We start from the raw sequence: 18,167 nt of genomic DNA on the forward strand, positions 1-18,167 counted from the left end.
GGGCCGCCGTCCGGCGCCGGGACACGCCCCCGGCCGCCGATCGGGTGACCGTACCGCTCCGGTGGCCCCATCGCCACGGCGAAGATACGACCACCGTGGCACGATCCGAACGAACCGGGCGGCGGACCGCGGGTCCGCCGGAGCCGCAGCTGTCCGTCGGAGGTGGGTTCGTGTCGCAGGGGTGCACGTCGGGGCAGTGCGCGTCGGGGCGGTTCAGGCCGCTCCGGACCGGGCCGGGGCGGTCGGGGCCGTCCCGGCTCGTACGGTCGGTCTGCGCGACGGCGCTGGTGGGCGCGGTCGCCCTGGCCCTGCCCGCCGCGCCCGTGCACGCCGTACCGGAGCCGGACCCGGCCGCGACCGGAGCGCTGGAGCTGCCGGACGGACCGGACGCACCGGACGGAGTTGCCGGACCGGACGGAGTCGCCGGACCGGACGCACCCGTTGCGCCGAACGGCACCGAAGTAACCGACTCCGACACCGGCACCGCATCCGGCCCCGGCTCCGGCTCCGGCCCCGGCCCCGGCCCCGGCGCCGGCGAGGACCCCTCCCTCCGCCGCCTGCTGACCCGGCTCCAGGACCTCTACCGGCGGACCGAGCAGGCCACCGAGGCGTACAACGCCACCGAGGAGGACCTGAAAGCCCAGCGCAAGGAGTCGCAGGACCTCAACGTCCGGCTGGCCCGCGCCCGTACCCGGCTCGCCGACGGGCAGGCCGACGCGGGGCGGCTCGCCCGCCAGCAGTACCAGGGCGGCGCCGCCGCCGGGCTCTCCACATACCTGCGGATGCTGCTCTCCGCCGACCCGCGGGAGGTACTGGAGGAGGGCCATCTCTTCAAGGAGGCGGCCGGCAGCCAGGCCGCCACCGTCGCCCGGCTCACCGGCAACGAGAAGCGGGCGGACGAGCTGGCGAAGGCGTCACGCGCCGCGCTGGACGAGCAGCAGGTGCTCACCGAGCGGCGCCGGAAGCAGCGGGACGCGGTCGAGGGCCGCCTCAAGGAGGTCGAGGAACTGCTCTCCACGCTCTCCGAGGACCAGCTCGCCGAACTGGGAAGGATGGAGCAGCAGGGTACGGACGAGGCCCAGCGCGGCCTGGTGTCCTCCGGCGAGCTGAGCGGGTCCCGGGCACCGTCGGCGAGCGGCGACCGGGCCGTGCGGTACGGCCTCCGGCAGGTCGGCAAGCCGTACGTCTGGGGAGCGCAGGGGCCCGGTTCCTTCGACTGCTCCGGCCTGACGTCGCAGGCGTGGTCGCACGCCGGGCGGCCCGTCCCGCGCACCAGCCAGGAGCAGTGGCGCCGGCTGCCGCACGTGCCGCTGCGGGCGCTGCGCCCCGGCGACCTGGTGATCTACTTCCCCGGCGCCACGCATGTCGCGATGTACCTGGGCGACGGCATGGTGGTCCAGGCGCCCCGGCCCGGCGCCCGGGTCAAGGTCTCCCCCGTCGCGTCGAACCCCCTGCTGGGCGCCGTCCGCCCGGACCAGGGCGCGCCGTCCCTGCGCGCCTACGTCCCGCCGCCCCTGCCGGACGACGCGACGGCGGGCGCCGACACGGGCTACGGCTCGGCGGCGAGACCGGCCTGACCAGTCGGCACCGGTCGGCACCGGTCGCGCAATGCCTACGCCTTTGCAACCAATCGGTCATCCACAGCGCACCGTGCGCGCACATTCCCGCCGTGAACTGGCCTCATGGCTTCGCATCCCACAGCTCCCCCGGGCGCCGGCCCCGCCGATGCCTCCGCCCCCGTAACCGGCCCCGCACCCGCTCCCACCAGGCCCGGCGCCGCGTTCCTGCGGGCACGGGCACTGCCCCGTACCGTCACCACCCTCGTCACCGGCACCGCCGCAGGCGCCCTGTCCGCCTACATCGCCATCGCCGGCGACGGCGACGGAAGGACCGTCGACGCCGCTTCCCGCCTGGCCTCCGGCTACCTCCCGTACGCGGTGATCGTCTTCGTGCTCGGCGTCACCGCCCCCACCGCCGTGCACGCTGCGAGCCGGGCGACGCTCTCCCAGGTGATCATGGTCCTGGCCTACTACACGTGGAAGCCGATGATCTCCTTCAGCAGAACCCCCACCATGGCCACGCACTACGCCCAGCAGTGGCTCCTCGTGGCCGTCACCGCCGTCCCGCCGGCCGCACTCGCGTCCTACGCGCTCCGCAGAGCGCTCAGAACTCTCGCGTGAGAGCGGCCGGCCTCGTACCCGGCCGCACCCGGACAGCCCGGCGCCGGCCAGGGAACCGTCAGGCCCCCGCCACCGAAGCCAGGTACGCCTCCGTCTTCTCCGGCTCGTAGAAGAAGTTCTCGAAGTCCGCCGGGTCGTTGAACCCGTTCGCGAAGCGGTCGGCCACCGGCTGGAGTTGGCCTGCCGCGCCGATCAGGTTCAGTACGTGCTCGGGCGGCGGGGCGAGCATCGCGTTGGTCCACTTCGTGACGTGCTGGGCGGTCCGCCAGTAGCGGTCGAACGTGGTCTGCATCCACTCCGCGTCGAAGGGGCGGTCACCGTGCTCGATGATCGAGGCCAGGTAGGAAGCGGCGCACTTGGACGCCGAGTTGGAGCCCTGGCCGGTGATCGGGTCGTTGGCGACGACGACGTCCGCGACACCGAGGACCAGGCCGCCGGAGGGGAGCCGGCCGACGGGGTTGCGCACGGTCGGGGCGTACCGCCCGGCCAGGGTGCCGTTGGCGTCGGTCAGCTCGACCTTCGTGGCGCGCGCGTACTCCCAGGGGGTGAAGCGCTCCATGAGCTCCAGGGTCGTCGCCAGGTGCTCGTCGGGGTCCCGCATGCCCGCGAAGGCGTCCAGCGGGCCGCCGGGTATGCCCTCCCAGAAGAGGATGTCGGCACGGCCGGAGTTGGTCAGCGTCGGCATGATGAACAGCTCGCCGACGCCCGGTACGAGGTTGCAGCGCACCGCGTCGAAGTCGGGGTGCTCGGGGCGGGGGGCCAGGCCGTGCACGTACGCGACGGACAGCGCGCGCTGCGGGGCGTCGTACGGCGAACGGGAGGCGTCCCGGCCGAACATCGACACCAGTTCGCCCTTGCCGGCGGAGACCAGCGTCAGGTCGTAGCGGCTCGCGAAGAAGTCGAGGTCGGAGACGGCGGCGCCGTGGATGACCAGCTGTCCGCCGCGCTGCGCGAAGGTCTCCATCCAGCCGGCCATCTTCAGGCGCTGGTCGACGGACTGGGCGTAGCCGTCCAGCTTGCCGACCCAGTCGACGGCGCGCTGGGTGCCGCCGGGCTCCGCGTGGCTCCCGGGCGCCGCCACCGAGACGCCGAGGCCCTCGATGCGCGGGGCCTGGCTCTCCCAGAAGTTCAGCGCCAGGTCCCGCTCGTGCTGGAGGGCGGTGTGGAACATGCACTGCGTGGACATGACCCGGCCGGAGCGGATCTCGTCCGCGGTGCGGTTGGACATGAGGGTGACCTCATAGCCCTGGGCCTGCAGCCCGAGGGCGAGCTGGAGACCGGACTGGCCGGCTCCGACGATGAGTATCTTCCGCATGGTGGTGCTCTCTTCCCAGGTACGGGGGGCGGCGGTACAGGGGTGTGCGCGGGCGGCGCAGGGGCTCGGGGGTTATTCGGGAGTGGCTTCGAGGGCGTGGGCGACGAGCGCGAGCAGCGACTCGACGACCGTGATCCGCCGGCGCGCGTCCATGATCACGACGGGCACGTGCGGCGGTACGGTCAGCGCCTCGCGCACGTCCTCGACGGCGTACGCGGCCGTCCCCTCGAAGTGGTTGACCGCGACGATGTACGGCAGGCCGCAGCTCTCGAAGTAGTCCAGCGCGGGGAAGCAGTCGTCCAGCCGGCGGGTGTCGGCCATCACCACGGCGCCGATCGCGCCGCGTACCAGGTCGTCCCACATGAACCAGAACCGCTGCTGCCCCGGCGTACCGAACAGGTACAGCACCAGGTCGGAGTCGAGGGTGATCCGCCCGAAGTCCATCGCGACCGTGGTGGTGGTCTTGTGCGGGGTGGCGGACAGGTCGTCGGTGCCCTCGCTGGCCTGCGTCATCACCGCCTCGGTCTGCAAGGGAGTGATCTCCGAGACCGAGCCCACGAACGTCGTCTTGCCCACGCCGAAGCCGCCCGCCACCACTATCTTGGTCGCGATGGGGGCGCGGGAACGATCCGTCTGCCAGCTCTGCAGCCCCGCCTCGTCGTCGACGGCGACGGCGGGCGCCCCGGCCCCGGTGGATCCACGCGGCGCTCCGGCCACCCCGGCCGTACCGGCCGTCATCGTGTCAGAGCCTGCGAAGTCCACCCAACACCCTTTCGAGCAGCGCGCGGTCCGGCCGGCCGGTGCCGTGCCCGGTGCCGTAGACGCGGATCTTTCCTTGGTCGGCGAGGTCGCTGAGCAGGACGCGGACCACGCCCAGCGGCATCTTGAGCAGCGCGGAGATCTCCGCCACCGAACGCATCCGGCGGCACAGCTCCACGATCGCCCGCATCTCCGGCATCACCCGGTCGCCCCAGCCGCCGGACGTCAGCTCCCGCCGCTCCTCGGGAGCGTCCAGCGCCGCCACGAACGTCTCCACGAGCAGGACGTGGCCGAAGCGGGTGCGCCCGCCGGTCAGCGAGTACGGGCGCACGCGCGCGGGTTTCTTGTCCCCGCCGCGTACGGGGAGCTGGGGCGGGGTGCTCACTGGGCGCTCTCCATCGACTTGCGCAGCTCGCTGCGGAGTTCGGGGGTCAGGACGTGGCCGGCCCGGCCGACGAACAGCGCCATGTGGTAGGCGATGACGCTCATGTCGCAGTCCGGCGTGGCGTGCACCCCGAGCAGCGAGCCGTCGCTGACCGACATGACGAAGAGGCTGCCCTCCTCCATCGCGACCATGGTCTGCTTGACCGTTCCGCCGTCCATCAGCCGGGCGGCGCCCGTGGTGAGGCTGCCCAGCCCGGAGACGATGGTCGCCAGGTCCGCGCTGGACCCGCGGGGCCCCGCCGGGGCACCCGGCTGCCCGGCCGGGAGGGCCGCGGCGGCCGCTCCCGGGTCGGAGGAGAGCAGCAGCAGCCCGTCGGAGGAGACCACGGCCACCGAGCGGATGCCCGGTACCTCGTCGACCAGGTTGGTCAGCAACCAGTGCAGATTCCGTGCCTCACTGCTCAGTCCGTAAGCAGCCGGCGCTTGCGCCTTCAATCGCGTGCCTCCTCGACAACATGGCTCTGTCCCGGGGCCCCCGCTCCGTCGGTGTCCGTCTGTGGGATGGTCTGCTCCGCTGTACGTTCCGCGATCTCGGCCTCGACGTCGCGCCGGCCGTCCCGCGCCCCCCGCTGGAAGCCGCCGAGCCGGGCCCGCAGCGACTCGGCGGTGGCCGCCGCGTTGCCCGTACGGGGGACGGCGGGCGGCTTCTGCGCCACGATGCGCGGTGTGCGCTTGGGCAGGCCCTGGTCGGTCACCCGGGTCCAACGCGGCGCGTCGGCGCTCTCGTCCCCGGCGGGTGCGGCACCGGGCCCGGCGGGCTCGCCGGTTCCGGTGGCGTACGGGCCGGCCGTGCCGGGACCGCCGGTCGTGGCCGAGGCCGGGGCGGCGGTGCCGGAAGGTGTCGCGCCGGGTGCCTGGGGTGCCGTTTCCGCGGGCCGGTCGTGCTCCGCGGTCTCCTTGGCGTACGGGCCGGGCGACTGCGGGCCGTACGGGCTCGTTCCGGCGGCCGGGGCGTCGCCGGCCACGGGGCCGCCACCACCGTCACCGGACGCGGGGTCTGCGGGCACCCCGGGGCCGGTGGTGGGCACGCCGGTGTCTGCGGGCGCGTCGGGACCGGCCGGCGCACCGGTGCCGGCCGGTGTCTCGGGCGCCGCCGCCTCCACCGCGCGTTCCGCCGCCTCGACCAGGGGGTCGTCCGCGTTCGTACCCGCGTGCGTGTCCGTCTCGGCGGGCGGCCGCCCGGTGTCCATCCCGCCCTGCTCCAGGCGCGGCAGCCGCGTCTGGAGCGTGTTGGAGTTGGCCTCGGCGACCGAGCCGGGCAGGTTCTGGACGGCCTCGCCGGGCAGCGGGGGCGCCACGGAGCCCGGCGCGGGGCGGGTGGGCAGGATGGCGGCGGGCAGCACGACGACGGCCGTGATCCCGCCCTGCTTCTGGTCGCGCAGTTGCACGCGCACACCGTGGCGGGCGGCGAGCCGTACGACGACGTACAGGCCCAGGCCGAGGGTCTCGTCCGCCGTGTCCAGACTGTCGTCGCTCCCGGACCCGTCCGCGAGGCGGTCGTTCAGCTCCGCCAGCCGGTCCGCGGTCATCCCTATGCCCTCGTCCTGCACGGAGAGCATCACCTCGCCGCTCTCCAGCAGCCAGCCAGACAGCTCGACATGGGCGTCCGGCGGGGAGAACGCGGTGGCGTTCTCCAGGAGTTCCGCGACGAGGTGGCTGATGTCGTCGGCGGCGAACCCGGCGACCTGGGCGTGCGGCGGCAGCGACTGGACGCGCACCCGCTCGTACCGCTCGATCTCGCTGATCGAGGCGCGCAGCACGTCCAGCAGCGGCACCGGCCCCGGCTGCCCGGCGCTGTGCTCCGTACCGGCCAGGACCAGCAGGTTCTCGCTGTTGCGCCGCATCCGGGCGGCGAAGTGGTCCAGCTTGAAGAGGGTTTCCAGGCGGTCCGGGTCCTGCTCCTTCTGCTCCAGCGACTCGATGACGGTCAGCTGGCGCTCGACGAGGTTCAGGGTGCGCAGCGCGAGGTTGACGAACCGGCCGTGCACACCGGTGCGCAGGGCCGCCATCCGGGCGGTGAGGTCCGCGACCTCCTGGCGCAGCGACTCCCGCTCCTCCTGGAGCGCCTCGCGCTCGGCGGCCAGCCGCTTGCGCCCGCCGACCAGCCGGGCGCGTTCGCCCTCCAGTTCGGCGGCCCGGCGGGTGGCCTCGCCCACCTGGGCGTGCAGGGCGTTGACGGACCGTACGGCGTCGGCGAACTCGTCGTTGCGGCCCTTGAAGGTGACCGGCGGCTCGCCCGCCGGGTCGGCCGCCACCCGCCCGGCGCCCAGCCGCAGCGCCGCGAGCGGCCGGGTCACCGAGCGCCACGCGGAGATGCTCGCGCCGACCGCCAGCAGCAGGCAGACGCCGACCAGGGCGATACGGATCTCCATCGCCGTCACGTCGTCGTCGCGCAGCGCGCCCAGCCGGTCGATGTCGGCGGTGGCCATCGACGCCTCGACGCCGCGCATCAGGCCGATCCGGGCGGTGAGCGCGGTCTTCACGCGCGCGCTGCTCAGCCGCTGGTCGTCGGCGTCCAGGCGGGGCTGGTCGGTGAGCTGGGCGAGGTAGCTGTCGGCGGTGTTGACGTCGCCGCCGTTGACGGTGCGGTCGTAGGCGTCCCGGGCCTTGGTGCTCGCGGACTGCTTGAAGGCCGACAGCGCGGCCTGTTCCCGTACGTACGCCTGCTGTGCGGCGGCGGTCAGCCGGGCCTGCGGGCCGCCGGCGGCGAGGGCCGGGACGAGCAGGGCGCGGGCCGCGGCGGCCTGGTCGGTGGCGCGGCCGAGCTGCGGCAGGGCCCGTACGTCCGGGGCGACGTCGCTCGCGCGGGCGGGCAGGCCGCGGGCGATGGCGTCGGAGAGCGCGCCGAGCGCCTGGACGGCGGCCGTGTAGGCGTCGAAGGTCTCGGTGACCTGGCCCGGCCCGGAGAGCGCCTTCTGGCGGGTCTGCGGCAGCGCGGCGAGGAGCTTGTCGGCCGCCCGGTACGTCTCGGTGGCACCGGCGGCGCCGTGGGACGCGGCCCGCAGTTCGGTGATCTGCCGGTCCACCCGGGCCCGCTGGGCCTCCGGGAGCCCGGCGCCGCCGTTCTTGGCGGAGCGTCCGCCGGCGACGTACTCGGTCATCGCGTCGCGCTCGTCGGCGAGGGAGTGCGCGAGGGTGACCGCGTGCGCGTTCAGGCCGGCCAGGTCGACGAGCTGCTGGGAGTCGTGGACGTCGTCCAGGGCGGAGACGACGGCGGGCGCGCCGGCCCCGAGGACGGCGAGCGCGGCGACGGCCACGGCGCCGACGAGCCGGTTGCGCACGCGCGCGCGGCGGCCGGCCGGGGCGGGGGCAGGAACAGGGGCAGGGGTCGCCGGGGCCTTCTTCGGGGTGCTCTTGGGGGTGTTCTCGGGCGCGCGCGGGGGGACGGCCGCTCCGGTCACGGCGTCGGCAGCGGGAGGCGTCGTGGCCGCCCCGGCTGGCACACCGGTACCCGGAGACATACCGGTCCCAGAAGGCACGCCGGTCCCGAGAGGCACACCAGTTCCGGAAGGCGCACCGGTGCCCGGAAGCATGCCTGCCTCAGGAGGCACACTGGCTCCCGCAGGCACACCGGTCCCCGGCGGCACGCTCGGACCCGCGCCCGGCGCCGTACCCGAAAACGAACCGGCCGGTGATCCCGGCCCGACCGCGCCGTCCCGAAGCCGCTTCTTCCGCACCGCTGCTCGCATTCCTGTCTCGCCTGCCCACACCGTGTGGTCCCGCGGACCCGGTTCGCTCTCGCTCGCGGCGCGTACCCGTGCGAAGACCGCAGCAATTCACACGTCCGCGAGGGAAGCAGCCCGGCTCTGCGCGTCGCGACGAGTGGCCTGGCGCCTCCCATGATCCGGGCCACGACCATTCCACCGGCATCGCGCAGCGGCCCGGCAACGTACACCCGGCCACTCGAATGAGTGAACATCAATCGGAAGTTGACCATCAACTTCCGATCATGACTGCTCCGGGATGCAACCTCGCGCAACCCCCGAGCGGGTTTGGAGAACCGTGCGGCGCCTGGAAGGATGCCCGCCCGCATCCCGGCAGACCGCGATTTTCAGCCCCACCGCACGCCCCTGACCTGCTGATACGCCCCGGAGCCCGGCGAAGTCCGCACACCGCGGGAAACCGGACGCGCTGCGGCAGACTGGCCGCCATGCGCATCGAACTGGCCACCGAGCCGGGAGACCCCCAACACCCGAACGAGGACTACGCGTCCGTCGCCCTGCCCGCCTCCGGCCAGGGCGGAGTCATGGTCCTGCTGGACGGCGTGACCCCGCCCCCGGACGGGACCGGCTGCCCGCACGGGGTGCCGTGGTACACCGCGCGCCTCGGGGGCGCGATGCTCGAACTGTCCGGTTCATTCCGGGATATGACACTCCCTGAGGTGCTGTCGGCCGCCATCTCCCGGACGGCTGAAGTTCACCGGTCGACCTGTGACCTTTCTCACCCCCGCACACCACAGGCAACCGCGGTGGCCGTCCGGTGGTCGCCGGCCACCGTCGAGTACCTGGTCCTGTCCGATTCCGTCCTGCTCGCCGAGCATCCGGACGGTACGGTACGGCCCATTCTGGACACCCGCCTGGACGAACTGCCGCCCGCCGTACAGGCCCTGCGCGAGACCGTACGGGCCCTGCCGCGCGGCTCCGCCGAACGCGTCGCCGCAGGCCGCGAGTACGGAGCGGCCGTGGAGGCGCTGCGCAACGCCGAGGGCGGGTTCTTCACCGCGGCGGCCGACCCGGCGGTGGCGGCGCGCGCGGTCACCGGTTCCCTCCCACGTACCGAAGTACGGTCGCTGGCCGCGCTCAGTGACGGGGCGTCACGGTGGGTCGAGGTCTTCGGTGAAGGCTCGTGGGCGGACTGCCTCGCGTTGGTGCGCAAGGAGGGGCCGCAGGCGCTGGTCGACAGGGTGCGGGCGCTGGAGGACGCCGATCCGGGCGGCGCCCGTTTCCCGCGCGGCAAGTCCCGCGACGACGCGACGGTGGTGCTGGTCGAGCCGTGATCCGGCCGGGCCCGGCGGCAATTGCCGCCGGGCGGGGCAGCAGCCGCCGCAATTCCGCCCGTAAGGCTGGAAAGGGCCTGTCACGACAGGCACCGCCCGGCCTAGCTTTGACTGTATGACCAGATTCGACATCTGGTCATACAGTCAGGAGGGGCCGTGGAAGCCGACGAACGCGCGGAACGGGGCGAACGCATCCTGGACGCCGCATGCGAGCTGCTGCTCGCCTGGGGCTACCGTCGCGTGACCACCGACGAGATCGCCCGCCGGGCGGACGTCGGCAAAGGCACGGTCTACCTGCACTGGAAGAACAAGGACGCGCTGCTGCTGGCCGTGGTGCTCCGCGCCAAGGCGGCCGCCCACCGCAGGCAGTTGGACCGGATGCGGGCCGACCGCCGCTGCATCCTGCCCAGCCGGGCGCTGCGCGGGTCACTCCTGGACTTCATGGACGACCCGGTGCTGCGCGCCCTCTACCTCGACGACTCCGACATCCTCGGGCGCCTCAACGACATCGCCAAGAAGGAACTCGTGGAACTGGTGGAGGCGAGCCACGAGACGCTGCGCTCGCAGCTGACCACCCTGCGCGCCCACGGCCTGGTGCGCGAAGACCTGAGCGTCGACCAGCAGATGTACGTCTGCATGGCGACGGTCACCGGCTACGTCCAGGCCGAGGTGCTGCTTCCCGACCGCGCTCCGGGCGCCCCGGAGGAGCGGGCCGACCTGCTGTGCCACACGGTCCGCACCGCGCTGGAGCCGCCCGGCGACCCCGACCCGGAGGCCGTCGCCGCGGCGGCCCCCGTCGTCATCACGCGCTATGCGCGTCTGGAGGAGCTGAGCCGGCAGGAAGTACGGCGCCAGCTCCGCCCGTGACCCCCGGTCACGCCTGATCAGGAGGAGAACGCACGATGACCACATCGCCCACCGAGTCCCGGGCGGCCACCCCGCCCGCCTCCACCGCCTCCCCCTCGACCGCGTCCGCCCCGGCCACCACCCCTTCGGCCGCCGCCTCTGCGGACACCACCTCTTCCACCACCGACCGCACCTCGCTCCCCTCCTACGTCGGCCTCCACCCGGGCGAGCCGAACCTGATGGAACCGGAGCTGCTGGACAACCCGTACACCGGCTACGGCACGCTGCGCGAGCAGGCCCCGCTCGTGCGCGCCCGGTTCCTCGACGACTCGCCCATCTGGCTGGTGACCCGCTTCGACGTGGTGCGCGAGGTGATGCGCGACCAGCGCTTCGTCAACAACCCGACCCTGGTGCCCGGTATCGGCGCGGAGCAGGACCCGCGTGCCCGGCTGATCGAGCTGTTCGGCATCCCCGAGCACCTGGCCCCGTACCTCACCGACACCATCCTCACCAGCGATCCGCCGGACCACACCCGGCTGCGCCGCCTGGTCTCCCGTGCCTTCACCGCGCGCCGTATCCAGGACCTGCGGCCGCGCGTCGAGCGGATCACCGACGAGCTGCTGGCGCGGTTGCCGGACCATGCCGAGGACGGCGTCGTCGACCTCGTCGAGCACTTCGCCTACCCGCTGCCCATCACGGTCATCTGCGAGCTGGTCGGCATCGACGAGGAGGACCGGGCGCTGTGGCGGCGGTTCGGTACCGAGCTCGCCTCGCTGAACCCCAAGCGCATCGGCGCCACCATGCCGGAGATGATCGCGCACATCCACGAGGTGATCGACCAGCGGCGCGCGGCCCTGCGGGACGACCTGCTCAGCGGGCTCATCCGGGCGCAGGACGACGACGGCGGCCGGCTGAGCGACGTCGAGATGGTCACCCTGGTCCTGACCCTGGTGCTGGCCGGTCACGAGACCACCGCCCACCTCATCAGCAACGGCACCCTCGCCCTGCTCACCCACCCCGACCAGCGGCGGCTGATCGACGAGGACCCGGCGCTGCTGCCGCGCGCGGTCCATGAGCTGATGCGCTGGTGCGGGCCGATCCAGGCCACCCAGCTGCGGTACGCCATGGAGGACACCGAGGTCGCCGGTGTCCAGGTCCGCCAGGGCGACGCCCTGATGTTCAGCCTCGTCGCGGCCAACCACGACCCGCGCCACTACACCGGACCGGAGCGGCTCGACCTGACGCGGCAGCCGGCCGGCCGCGCCGAGGACCACGTCGGCTTCGGGCACGGCATGCACTACTGCCTGGGTGCCTCACTCGCCCGGCAGGAGGCCGAGGTGGCCTACGGCAAGCTGCTCACCCGCTACCCGGACCTGGCGCTCGCCCTCACCCCGGAACAGCTGGAGGACCAGGAACGCCTGCGGCAGCCCGGCACCTGGCGCCTGCGGCGGCTGCCACTGAGGCTGCACGCGCAGAGCTGACCCGTACGGGGAGACCCGGACGGGGAGACCCTACCGGGGCCCGTACAGGAAGGTCCGTACGAGGAGATCCGTACACAGCCCCGTACGCGATGCCGGCCGTCCGCGGAGGAGGCGGCCGTCACGGACGACCCACCGAGAGCCGGTGCGCACGCCTCGCAGGGGCCGCGCCGGCTCTCAGCCGTTCCCGCCCTTCCCGCTCCGCTCGCCCCTGGCGGCCGCCCCGCACCCCTCTTCCGCGTCCTGCTCCGCGTTCAACCGGTGGAGCAGGCGCGCCAGTTCGGCGACCTCGCGGCGGTCCCAGGAGGCGAGCCGCCGCGCGTACTGGGCACGGCGGCTGTTGCGTACCCGGCCGAACCGGTCGTGCCCCTCGTCGGTGAGGCGCACCAGGACGGCCCGCCCGTCGGCCGGGTCCGGCTCGCGGTCGATCAGCCCGAGGTCCTCCAGGGCACGCAGCTGCCGGCTCATGGTCGCCTTGCCCACGCCGAAGTAACCGGCGAGTTCGGTGGCCCGCTGCTGCCCCGCGTCGGCGAGACGGACGAGCAGGCCGTACGCGGCCGCCTCCAGCTCCGGGTGCACCTCCCGGGCCAGCTCGCCGGAGGTGGCCCGGGCGCGGCGCAGGAAGACCGCCAGCTCCCGCTCCAGGGAGAGGAACACCTGGTCCACACCACCGGGTTCGTCCGTCCCTGCCACGCTGTCGGCTCTGGTGTCGTGCACGTCGGCGCCCTCTCCCGCTTTCCGTACCGTGAAAGTTTCCTGCGGCGGCGGCCGAAGCCGCAGCTTGTCCAGTATTTCGCAGGATTAGACCAACGGAAGCCCGGCTCCCCTCTTTGCCCGCCGCATCTACGCGCGTACCGTCGTCGGCACGTTCTTGGCATGACCACACCACACCGCTCGGTACGGCCACGCCACTCCCCTCGTCCCGCCCCACGCGCCCCGCGGCGCGCCGTGGCCCGTCCGGCCGGTCCCCCCTCAGGTCAGTTCACCGAGATCCTCGGAGGCACGTATGCCCGTGCACAGATCCGGCCGCCCCGCCGTCCGCCGCCCGAGCCCCTTCGCGGCCGCGGCATTGACGTTCCTCACCGTCGCCGCCCTGCTCCTCGGGCTGCCGGGCACCGCCGGCGCCACCCCGTACGGCGCCGCCCCCGAACCCGCCCACCCCGGTCTGGACTGGGCCGGCTCCCAGGTCACCCACCACGAGGGCGACGCGCCGGGCGAGGCGCCGCCGCCCACCCTCGCCTCCGTCGAAGGCGTCGACGTCAGCAGCCACAACGGCGACGTCCCGTGGCAGACCCTCTGGAACGCCGGAGTCCGCTTCGCCTACGTCAAAGCCACCGAGTCCACCAGCTACACCAACCCCTACTTCGCGCAGCAGTACAACGGCTCCTACAACGTCGGCATGACCCGCGGCGCGTACCACTTCGCCACCCCCGACACCTCCAGCGGCACCGCCCAGGCCAACTACTTCGTCGACCACGGCGGCGGCTGGTCCAAGGACGGCCGCACCCTGCCCGGCGCCCTCGACATGGAGTACAACCCGTACGGTTCCACCTGCTACGGCAAGAGCGCGGCCGGCCTGGTCGCCTGGATAAAGGACTTCTTCGCGACGTACAAGGCACGCACCGGCAGGGACGCCGTCATCTACACCTCCACCAGCTGGTGGAAACAGTGCACCGGCAACTACGCGGGCTTCGGCTCCGTCAACCCCCTGTGGATCCCCCGCTACGGCTCCTCGGCCGGCGAACTCCCGGCAGGCTGGGACTTCCACACCGTCTGGCAGTACACGTCGTCGGGCACCACGGTCGGCGACCGGAACCGGTTCAACGGGGCGTACGAGCGGTTGCGGGCGTTGGCGAACGGGTGAGGCGGTGGGTCCCGGCGTCGCGGGGCGCGCACCGGGGCCCGCTTCTCCGTCGGCAGTCCCTGGGAAACTCGCCGGTTTCCAACGTCAGTCCGAGTGCCGTGCTCGTCAGGTCGACGGGAGCGCCGAAGTCCATGCTCTGCTGCGAGCGGTACGCGCCGTTCTCGGGGAGGGTGTGGAGGTGCCACTTCGCGGTGTACGGGTCCACGATCAGGTGGACGGGTACCTTACCCTCGGCGTAGGCGGCTTTCTTCGGTCCGTAATCGTGGAGTCCGGTTTCCCGAGAGATGACCTCAAGGACGAACTCGACGTCCTGATAGCGCCAATGCCCTTCTTCGTCCGGCTCCGCCCCGTCCGACAGCTTGAAAAGGTCAGGGCAGAAAGCGTTGAGGCGCCTCGGGAGGTCGAGGCGGACGTCGGACATGAGCCGGCTCCGCTGCCCGCAGCGGATGTCCAACTGGCACAGAACACTCATGGTGATCTCCCAGTACATGCTCCGCTGCGGCCACGTGCTGACGACACCGTCGACGACTTCCGCCTTCATCCCCTCCGGGACGGTCTCGTAAAGCGGCTCGAACAACTCGTTCAGCGCTCTGCGGTCGCTGCCGTCACCCGGCTCATTCCTCAAAGCGCCGTCACTCCCGGCCGAATTCCGCCGTGTCCAGCGAAAGGCCGACGACCGTGTCGGTCAGGTCGACCGGGTCGCCGAACTTGATGGCCGGACCGAGGCGGTAGGTGCCGTCTTTGGGAGCCGTGTAGAGGTGGCACTGCCCGAGGTACGGATCGACAATGAGATAGACGGGCACTCCCGCCAGGGCGTAGGCGTCCTTCTTGGGGCCATAGTCGTTGCGCGACGTGTCCCTGGAGATGACTTCGGCGACGCATTCGATGTCCTGGTATCGCCAGCGTCCCTTGTCGTCCTTCTCCGCACCGTCCCGCAGCGCGACCACGTCGCAAGCGAAACCGTTGAGGTGGCCGGGGAAGTCCAAGCGGACATCGGACTTCACCCGCTTCCGCGGGTAGCGGGACCGCAATTGATCGTAAATCGCGGCGATGATGTCCCAATGGTTGTCCCGTTGCGGCGTCATGAAAATGGCCCCCTCGACGATCTCTGCCTTGTAGCCCTCGGGGACGGGCATCCGCTCCAGCCAGTCGAACAGCATGTCCAGGCTGAGCTCGTCGCTGTCGGCCATCTCGATCTCGATCCTGTTGTCGGTCAGCTCGATGGTCATCTGCGCTCCTCCCCACCGCCGCGAAGTGCGGGCAGTCGCGCAGTACAACGATACGCACGGTGACCGGGACACGCGCGGCCCGGAGCCCCCGTGCCAGGGGACTCCGGGCCGGTGGGGCCGGTCGCGTCCGTCACGCCGCGACCGGGACCTCCGGGGCGGCCGGGGCCGAGGCCGGGGTCAGGGCCAGGTCGAGGACCTGGCGGACGTCGGAGACCGGGTGGACGTCCAGCTTCTCCAGGATCTCGGCGGGGACGTCGTCCAGATCCGGCTCGTTGCGCTTGGGGATGACCACGGTCGTGATGCCCGCCCGGTGCGCCGCGAGCAGCTTCTGCTTGACGCCGCCGATCGGCAGCACCCGCCCGGTCAGCGAGACCTCGCCGGTCATCGCCACGTCCGGGCGCACCGTCCGCCCGGAGAGCAGCGAGGCCAGCGCCGTCGTCATGGTCACGCCCGCGCTCGGGCCGTCCTTCGGGACCGCGCCCGCCGGTACGTGCAGGTGGACGCCACGCTCCTTCAAGTCGCCGACCGGCAGTTCCAGTTCGGCGCCGTGCGAGCGCAGGAAGGACAGCGCGATGTGCGCGGACTCCTTCATCACGTCGCCCAGCTGCCCGGTGAGCTGAAGTCCGGACGCGCCGGTCTCCGGGTCGGCCAGCGAGGCTTCCACGTACAGCACGTCGCCGCCCGCGCCGGTGACCGCGAGGCCGGTGACCACGCCCGGTACGGACGTGCGCCGCTCGGCCGGGTCCTGCGCCGACTCCGGGGTGTGGTGCGGACGCCCGATCAGCGGGCGCAGCTCGTCCACACCCACCGTGAAGGGCAGGTCGCGCTCGCCCAGTTCGCTCTGGGCCGCGACCTTGCGCAGCAGCCGCCCGACGGCCCGCTCCAGGTTCCGTACGCCCGCCTCGCGGGTGTACTCGCCGGCCAGCTTGTGCAGCGCCGCGTCCGTGAGCGTGACCTCGCCGGACTCCAGTCCGGCCCGCTCCAGCTGGCGCGGCAGCAGGTGGTCCCGGGCGATGACGACCTTCTCGTCCTGGGTGTAACCGTCGAGCCGGACCAGCTCCATGCGGTCGAGCAGCGGCTCCGGTATGGCCTCCAGGACGTTGGCGGTGGCCAGGAAGACCACGTCGCTCAGGTCCAGCTCGACCTCCAGGTAGTGGTCCCGGAAGGTGTGGTTCTGCGCCGGGTCGAGGACTTCGAGGAGGGCGGCGGCCGGGTCGCCCCGGAAGTCCGAGCCGACCTTGTCGATCTCGTCGAGCAGGACGACCGGGTTCATCGAACCGGCCTCCTTGACGGCCCGGACGATACGGCCGGGCAGCGCTCCGACGTACGTACGCCGGTGACCGCGGATCTCCGCCTCGTCCCGTACGCCGCCGAGCGCGACCCGGACGAACTTGCGGCCCATGGCACGGGCCACGGACTCGCCCAGCGAGGTCTTGCCGACGCCGGGCGGCCCGACCAGGGCCAGCACGGCGCCGCCCGCCCGTCGCCCACCACCACCCTTGCCGGAATCGCTGCGCGATGCCCCTGCTGTCGGGCCGCCGACCAGCCCGAGGCCGCGGTCCGCGCGCCGCTTGCGCACGGCCAGGTACTCGGTGATGCGCTCCTTGACGTCCTCCAGACCGGCATGGTCGGCGTCCAGGATCTCCTTGGCGCCGGGGATGTCGTACGCGTCCTCCGTGCGCTCGTTCCACGGCAGCTCCAGGACCGTGTCCAGCCAGGTCCTGATCCAGCTGCCCTCGGGGCTCTGGTCGCTGGACCGTTCCAGCTTGTCGACCTCCTTGAGGGCCGCCTTGCGGACGTCCTCGGGCAGCTGGGCGGCCTCGACGCGGGCGCGGTAGTCCTCGCCCTCGTCCTCCGGGTCGCCGTTCAGCTCGGCCAGCTCCTTGCGGACGGCCTCCATCTGGCGGCGCAGCAGGAACTCGCGCTGCTGCTTGTCGACGCCCTCCTGGACGTCCTTGGCGATGGCCTCCGCCACGTCCTGCTCGGCGAGGTGCTCGCGCAGCGCTTCGGTGGCCTGCTTCAGCCGCGCCACCGGGTCGGTGGTCTCCAGCAGGAGCACCTTCTGTTGGGTGCTCAGGAACGGCGAGTAGCCGGAGTTGTCCGCGAGCTGCGAGACGTCCTCGATCTGCTGGACGCGGTCCACGACCTGCCAGGCGCCGCGCTTCTTGAGCCAGTCGGTGGCCAGCGCCTTGTACTCCTTGACCAGCTCGGTGACCGCGCCGGGCAGCGGCTCGGGCACCGTCTCGTCGACGGTGGTGCCCTCCACCCACAGGGCGGCGCCGGGGCCGGTGGTACCGGCGCCGATCTTGACGCGGCCGAGTCCGCGGATCAGCGCGCCGGGGTCACCGTCGGACAGCCGCCCGACCTGCTCGACGCGGCCCAGCACACCGATGCCCGCGTACGCGCCGTCGATCCGCGGCACAAGAAGCACCCGCGGCTTGTTACCCGGTGAGGCGGCGGACTGCGCGGCCTCGACCGCGGCCCGCACGTCCGCCTCGGAAAGGTCCAGCGGCACCACCATGCCGGGCAGCACGACCTCGTCGTCGAGGGGCAGCACGGGCAGAGTGAGCGAGGTGGACGTCGAAGCCATGATCTCCCCTTCGGCAGGCAAGTTGAGTTACGTCCACTCAATGCGTGCCGCTGCGCGGATGTTCCCTGCGCCCTGCCCTGTTCGCTGTGAGCGATCATTTTTCGTGTTCGCCCGTTGTGGCTGGGGTTCCTGTGTCCTCAATCGCCGGACGGGCTTGGGGTGCGCTGGCCGGGTCCTTTGGCCGGGGGGCCGGGTGGGGGTGCGCGTTCTGCGCGGAGGGTCCGGTGGGTGGGGCTCGGGGCCACTCCGGGGTCACTCCTCGGCATCCTTTAGCTGCAGTGAATCGGATACCTGCGCCAGCCTGCGGACTGCCTGCGGGGAGACCCCTGCGCGACCCGAGCCCTGGCCGGAATGGCGGCTTTCCGAGCGATCGGGCTGGGGACTTTCACAAGCCGGGCGCGTCCCGGTGCGTCCCGGCACCCCGGTGCGCCTCGGCGCCCGAGTGCCCGGGTGCGCGAGTGCCCGA

The 18,167-nt window shown here is 72.6% G+C and carries 15 protein-coding genes; 6 read left to right on the plus strand and 9 right to left on the minus strand.

What is annotated here, in order from left to right:
- Positions 1 to 170: 170 nt before the first annotated feature.
- A complete protein-coding gene (locus OEIGOIKO_RS13555) occupies positions 171 to 1,577 on the plus strand; it encodes a C40 family peptidase (protein ID WP_125054268.1) in 1,407 nt (468 codons plus the stop codon).
- A 105-nt stretch (positions 1,578 to 1,682) separates the two neighbouring features.
- Positions 1,683 to 2,180, plus strand: coding sequence for a hypothetical protein (locus OEIGOIKO_RS13560; protein WP_125054269.1), 498 nt, complete (start codon positions 1,683 to 1,685; stop codon positions 2,178 to 2,180).
- A 58-nt stretch (positions 2,181 to 2,238) separates the two neighbouring features.
- Here OEIGOIKO_RS13560 and OEIGOIKO_RS13565 read toward each other — a convergent pair whose 3' ends face one another.
- The 5 genes from OEIGOIKO_RS13565 to OEIGOIKO_RS13585 form a co-directional block, all read right to left on the minus strand.
- Positions 2,239 to 3,495 carry a styrene monooxygenase/indole monooxygenase family protein gene (locus tag OEIGOIKO_RS13565; protein ID WP_125054270.1) on the minus strand — a complete coding sequence of 419 codons (1,257 nt, stop codon included), beginning with the start codon at positions 3,493 to 3,495 and terminating at the stop codon, positions 2,239 to 2,241.
- Between the two features lie 72 nt (positions 3,496 to 3,567).
- Complete coding sequence (locus OEIGOIKO_RS13570) at positions 3,568 to 4,233, minus strand: GTP-binding protein (RefSeq protein WP_174857156.1); 666 nt, start codon at positions 4,231 to 4,233, stop codon at positions 3,568 to 3,570.
- 4 nt (positions 4,234 to 4,237) lie between these two features.
- The gene (locus OEIGOIKO_RS13575) at positions 4,238 to 4,639 is read right to left on the minus strand and encodes a DUF742 domain-containing protein (RefSeq protein WP_031001293.1); all 402 of its coding nucleotides are present in this window, start codon (positions 4,637 to 4,639) and stop codon (positions 4,238 to 4,240) included.
- A complete protein-coding gene (locus OEIGOIKO_RS13580; RefSeq protein WP_125044989.1) occupies positions 4,636 to 5,133 on the minus strand; it encodes a roadblock/LC7 domain-containing protein in 498 nt (165 codons plus the stop codon). The genes OEIGOIKO_RS13575 and OEIGOIKO_RS13580 overlap by 4 nt, the downstream gene beginning before the upstream one ends.
- Positions 5,130 to 8,141, minus strand: coding sequence for a sensor histidine kinase (locus tag OEIGOIKO_RS13585; protein ID WP_246177329.1), 3,012 nt, complete (start codon positions 8,139 to 8,141; stop codon positions 5,130 to 5,132). Before OEIGOIKO_RS13585 ends, OEIGOIKO_RS13580 begins: the two co-directional genes overlap by 4 nt.
- Before the next feature lie 707 nt (positions 8,142 to 8,848).
- Between OEIGOIKO_RS13585 and OEIGOIKO_RS13590 the strand changes: the two genes are divergently transcribed.
- The 3 genes from OEIGOIKO_RS13590 to OEIGOIKO_RS13600 all read left to right on the plus strand — a co-directional run bounded on the left by OEIGOIKO_RS13590 (position 8,849) and on the right by OEIGOIKO_RS13600 (position 12,021).
- Entirely contained in the window at positions 8,849 to 9,694 is an 846-nt protein-coding gene (locus OEIGOIKO_RS13590; protein ID WP_125054271.1) for a protein phosphatase 2C domain-containing protein, read from the plus strand.
- 156 nt (positions 9,695 to 9,850) lie between these two features.
- Positions 9,851 to 10,561, plus strand: coding sequence for a TetR/AcrR family transcriptional regulator (locus tag OEIGOIKO_RS13595; RefSeq protein ID WP_125054272.1), 711 nt, complete (start codon positions 9,851 to 9,853; stop codon positions 10,559 to 10,561).
- Positions 10,562 to 10,596: 35 nt separating this feature from the next.
- Positions 10,597 to 12,021, plus strand: coding sequence for a cytochrome P450 family protein (locus OEIGOIKO_RS13600; protein ID WP_125054273.1), 1,425 nt, complete (start codon positions 10,597 to 10,599; stop codon positions 12,019 to 12,021).
- Between the two features lie 174 nt (positions 12,022 to 12,195).
- On the opposite strand, the gene OEIGOIKO_RS13605 is transcribed toward OEIGOIKO_RS13600, so the two are convergent.
- Positions 12,196 to 12,735 carry a MarR family winged helix-turn-helix transcriptional regulator gene (locus OEIGOIKO_RS13605; protein ID WP_032926168.1) on the minus strand — a complete coding sequence of 180 codons (540 nt, stop codon included), beginning with the start codon at positions 12,733 to 12,735 and terminating at the stop codon, positions 12,196 to 12,198.
- 289 nt (positions 12,736 to 13,024) lie between these two features.
- On the opposite strand from OEIGOIKO_RS13605, the gene OEIGOIKO_RS13610 reads away from it, so the two are divergent.
- Positions 13,025 to 13,882, plus strand: a complete 858-nt coding sequence (locus OEIGOIKO_RS13610) for a lysozyme (protein ID WP_125054274.1) — start codon at positions 13,025 to 13,027, stop codon at positions 13,880 to 13,882.
- On the opposite strand, the gene OEIGOIKO_RS13615 is transcribed toward OEIGOIKO_RS13610, so the two are convergent.
- The 3 genes from OEIGOIKO_RS13615 to lon form a co-directional block, all read right to left on the minus strand.
- Positions 13,839 to 14,507, minus strand: a complete 669-nt coding sequence (locus OEIGOIKO_RS13615; protein ID WP_307721230.1) for a Uma2 family endonuclease — start codon at positions 14,505 to 14,507, stop codon at positions 13,839 to 13,841. The two genes, OEIGOIKO_RS13610 and OEIGOIKO_RS13615, sit on opposite strands and share 44 nt — an antisense overlap.
- Positions 14,508 to 14,514: 7 nt before the next feature.
- The gene (locus OEIGOIKO_RS13620) at positions 14,515 to 15,111 is read right to left on the minus strand and encodes a Uma2 family endonuclease (protein WP_170251699.1); all 597 of its coding nucleotides are present in this window, start codon (positions 15,109 to 15,111) and stop codon (positions 14,515 to 14,517) included.
- Positions 15,112 to 15,241: 130 nt separating this feature from the next.
- The gene (gene lon / locus OEIGOIKO_RS13625; protein WP_125054275.1) at positions 15,242 to 17,701 is read right to left on the minus strand and encodes an endopeptidase La; all 2,460 of its coding nucleotides are present in this window, start codon (positions 17,699 to 17,701) and stop codon (positions 15,242 to 15,244) included.
- Positions 17,702 to 18,167: the final 466 nt, after the last annotated feature.

The sequence above is a fragment of the Streptomyces paromomycinus genome (assembly GCF_003865155.1).
Taxonomy (GTDB): domain Bacteria; phylum Actinomycetota; class Actinomycetes; order Streptomycetales; family Streptomycetaceae; genus Streptomyces; species Streptomyces chrestomyceticus.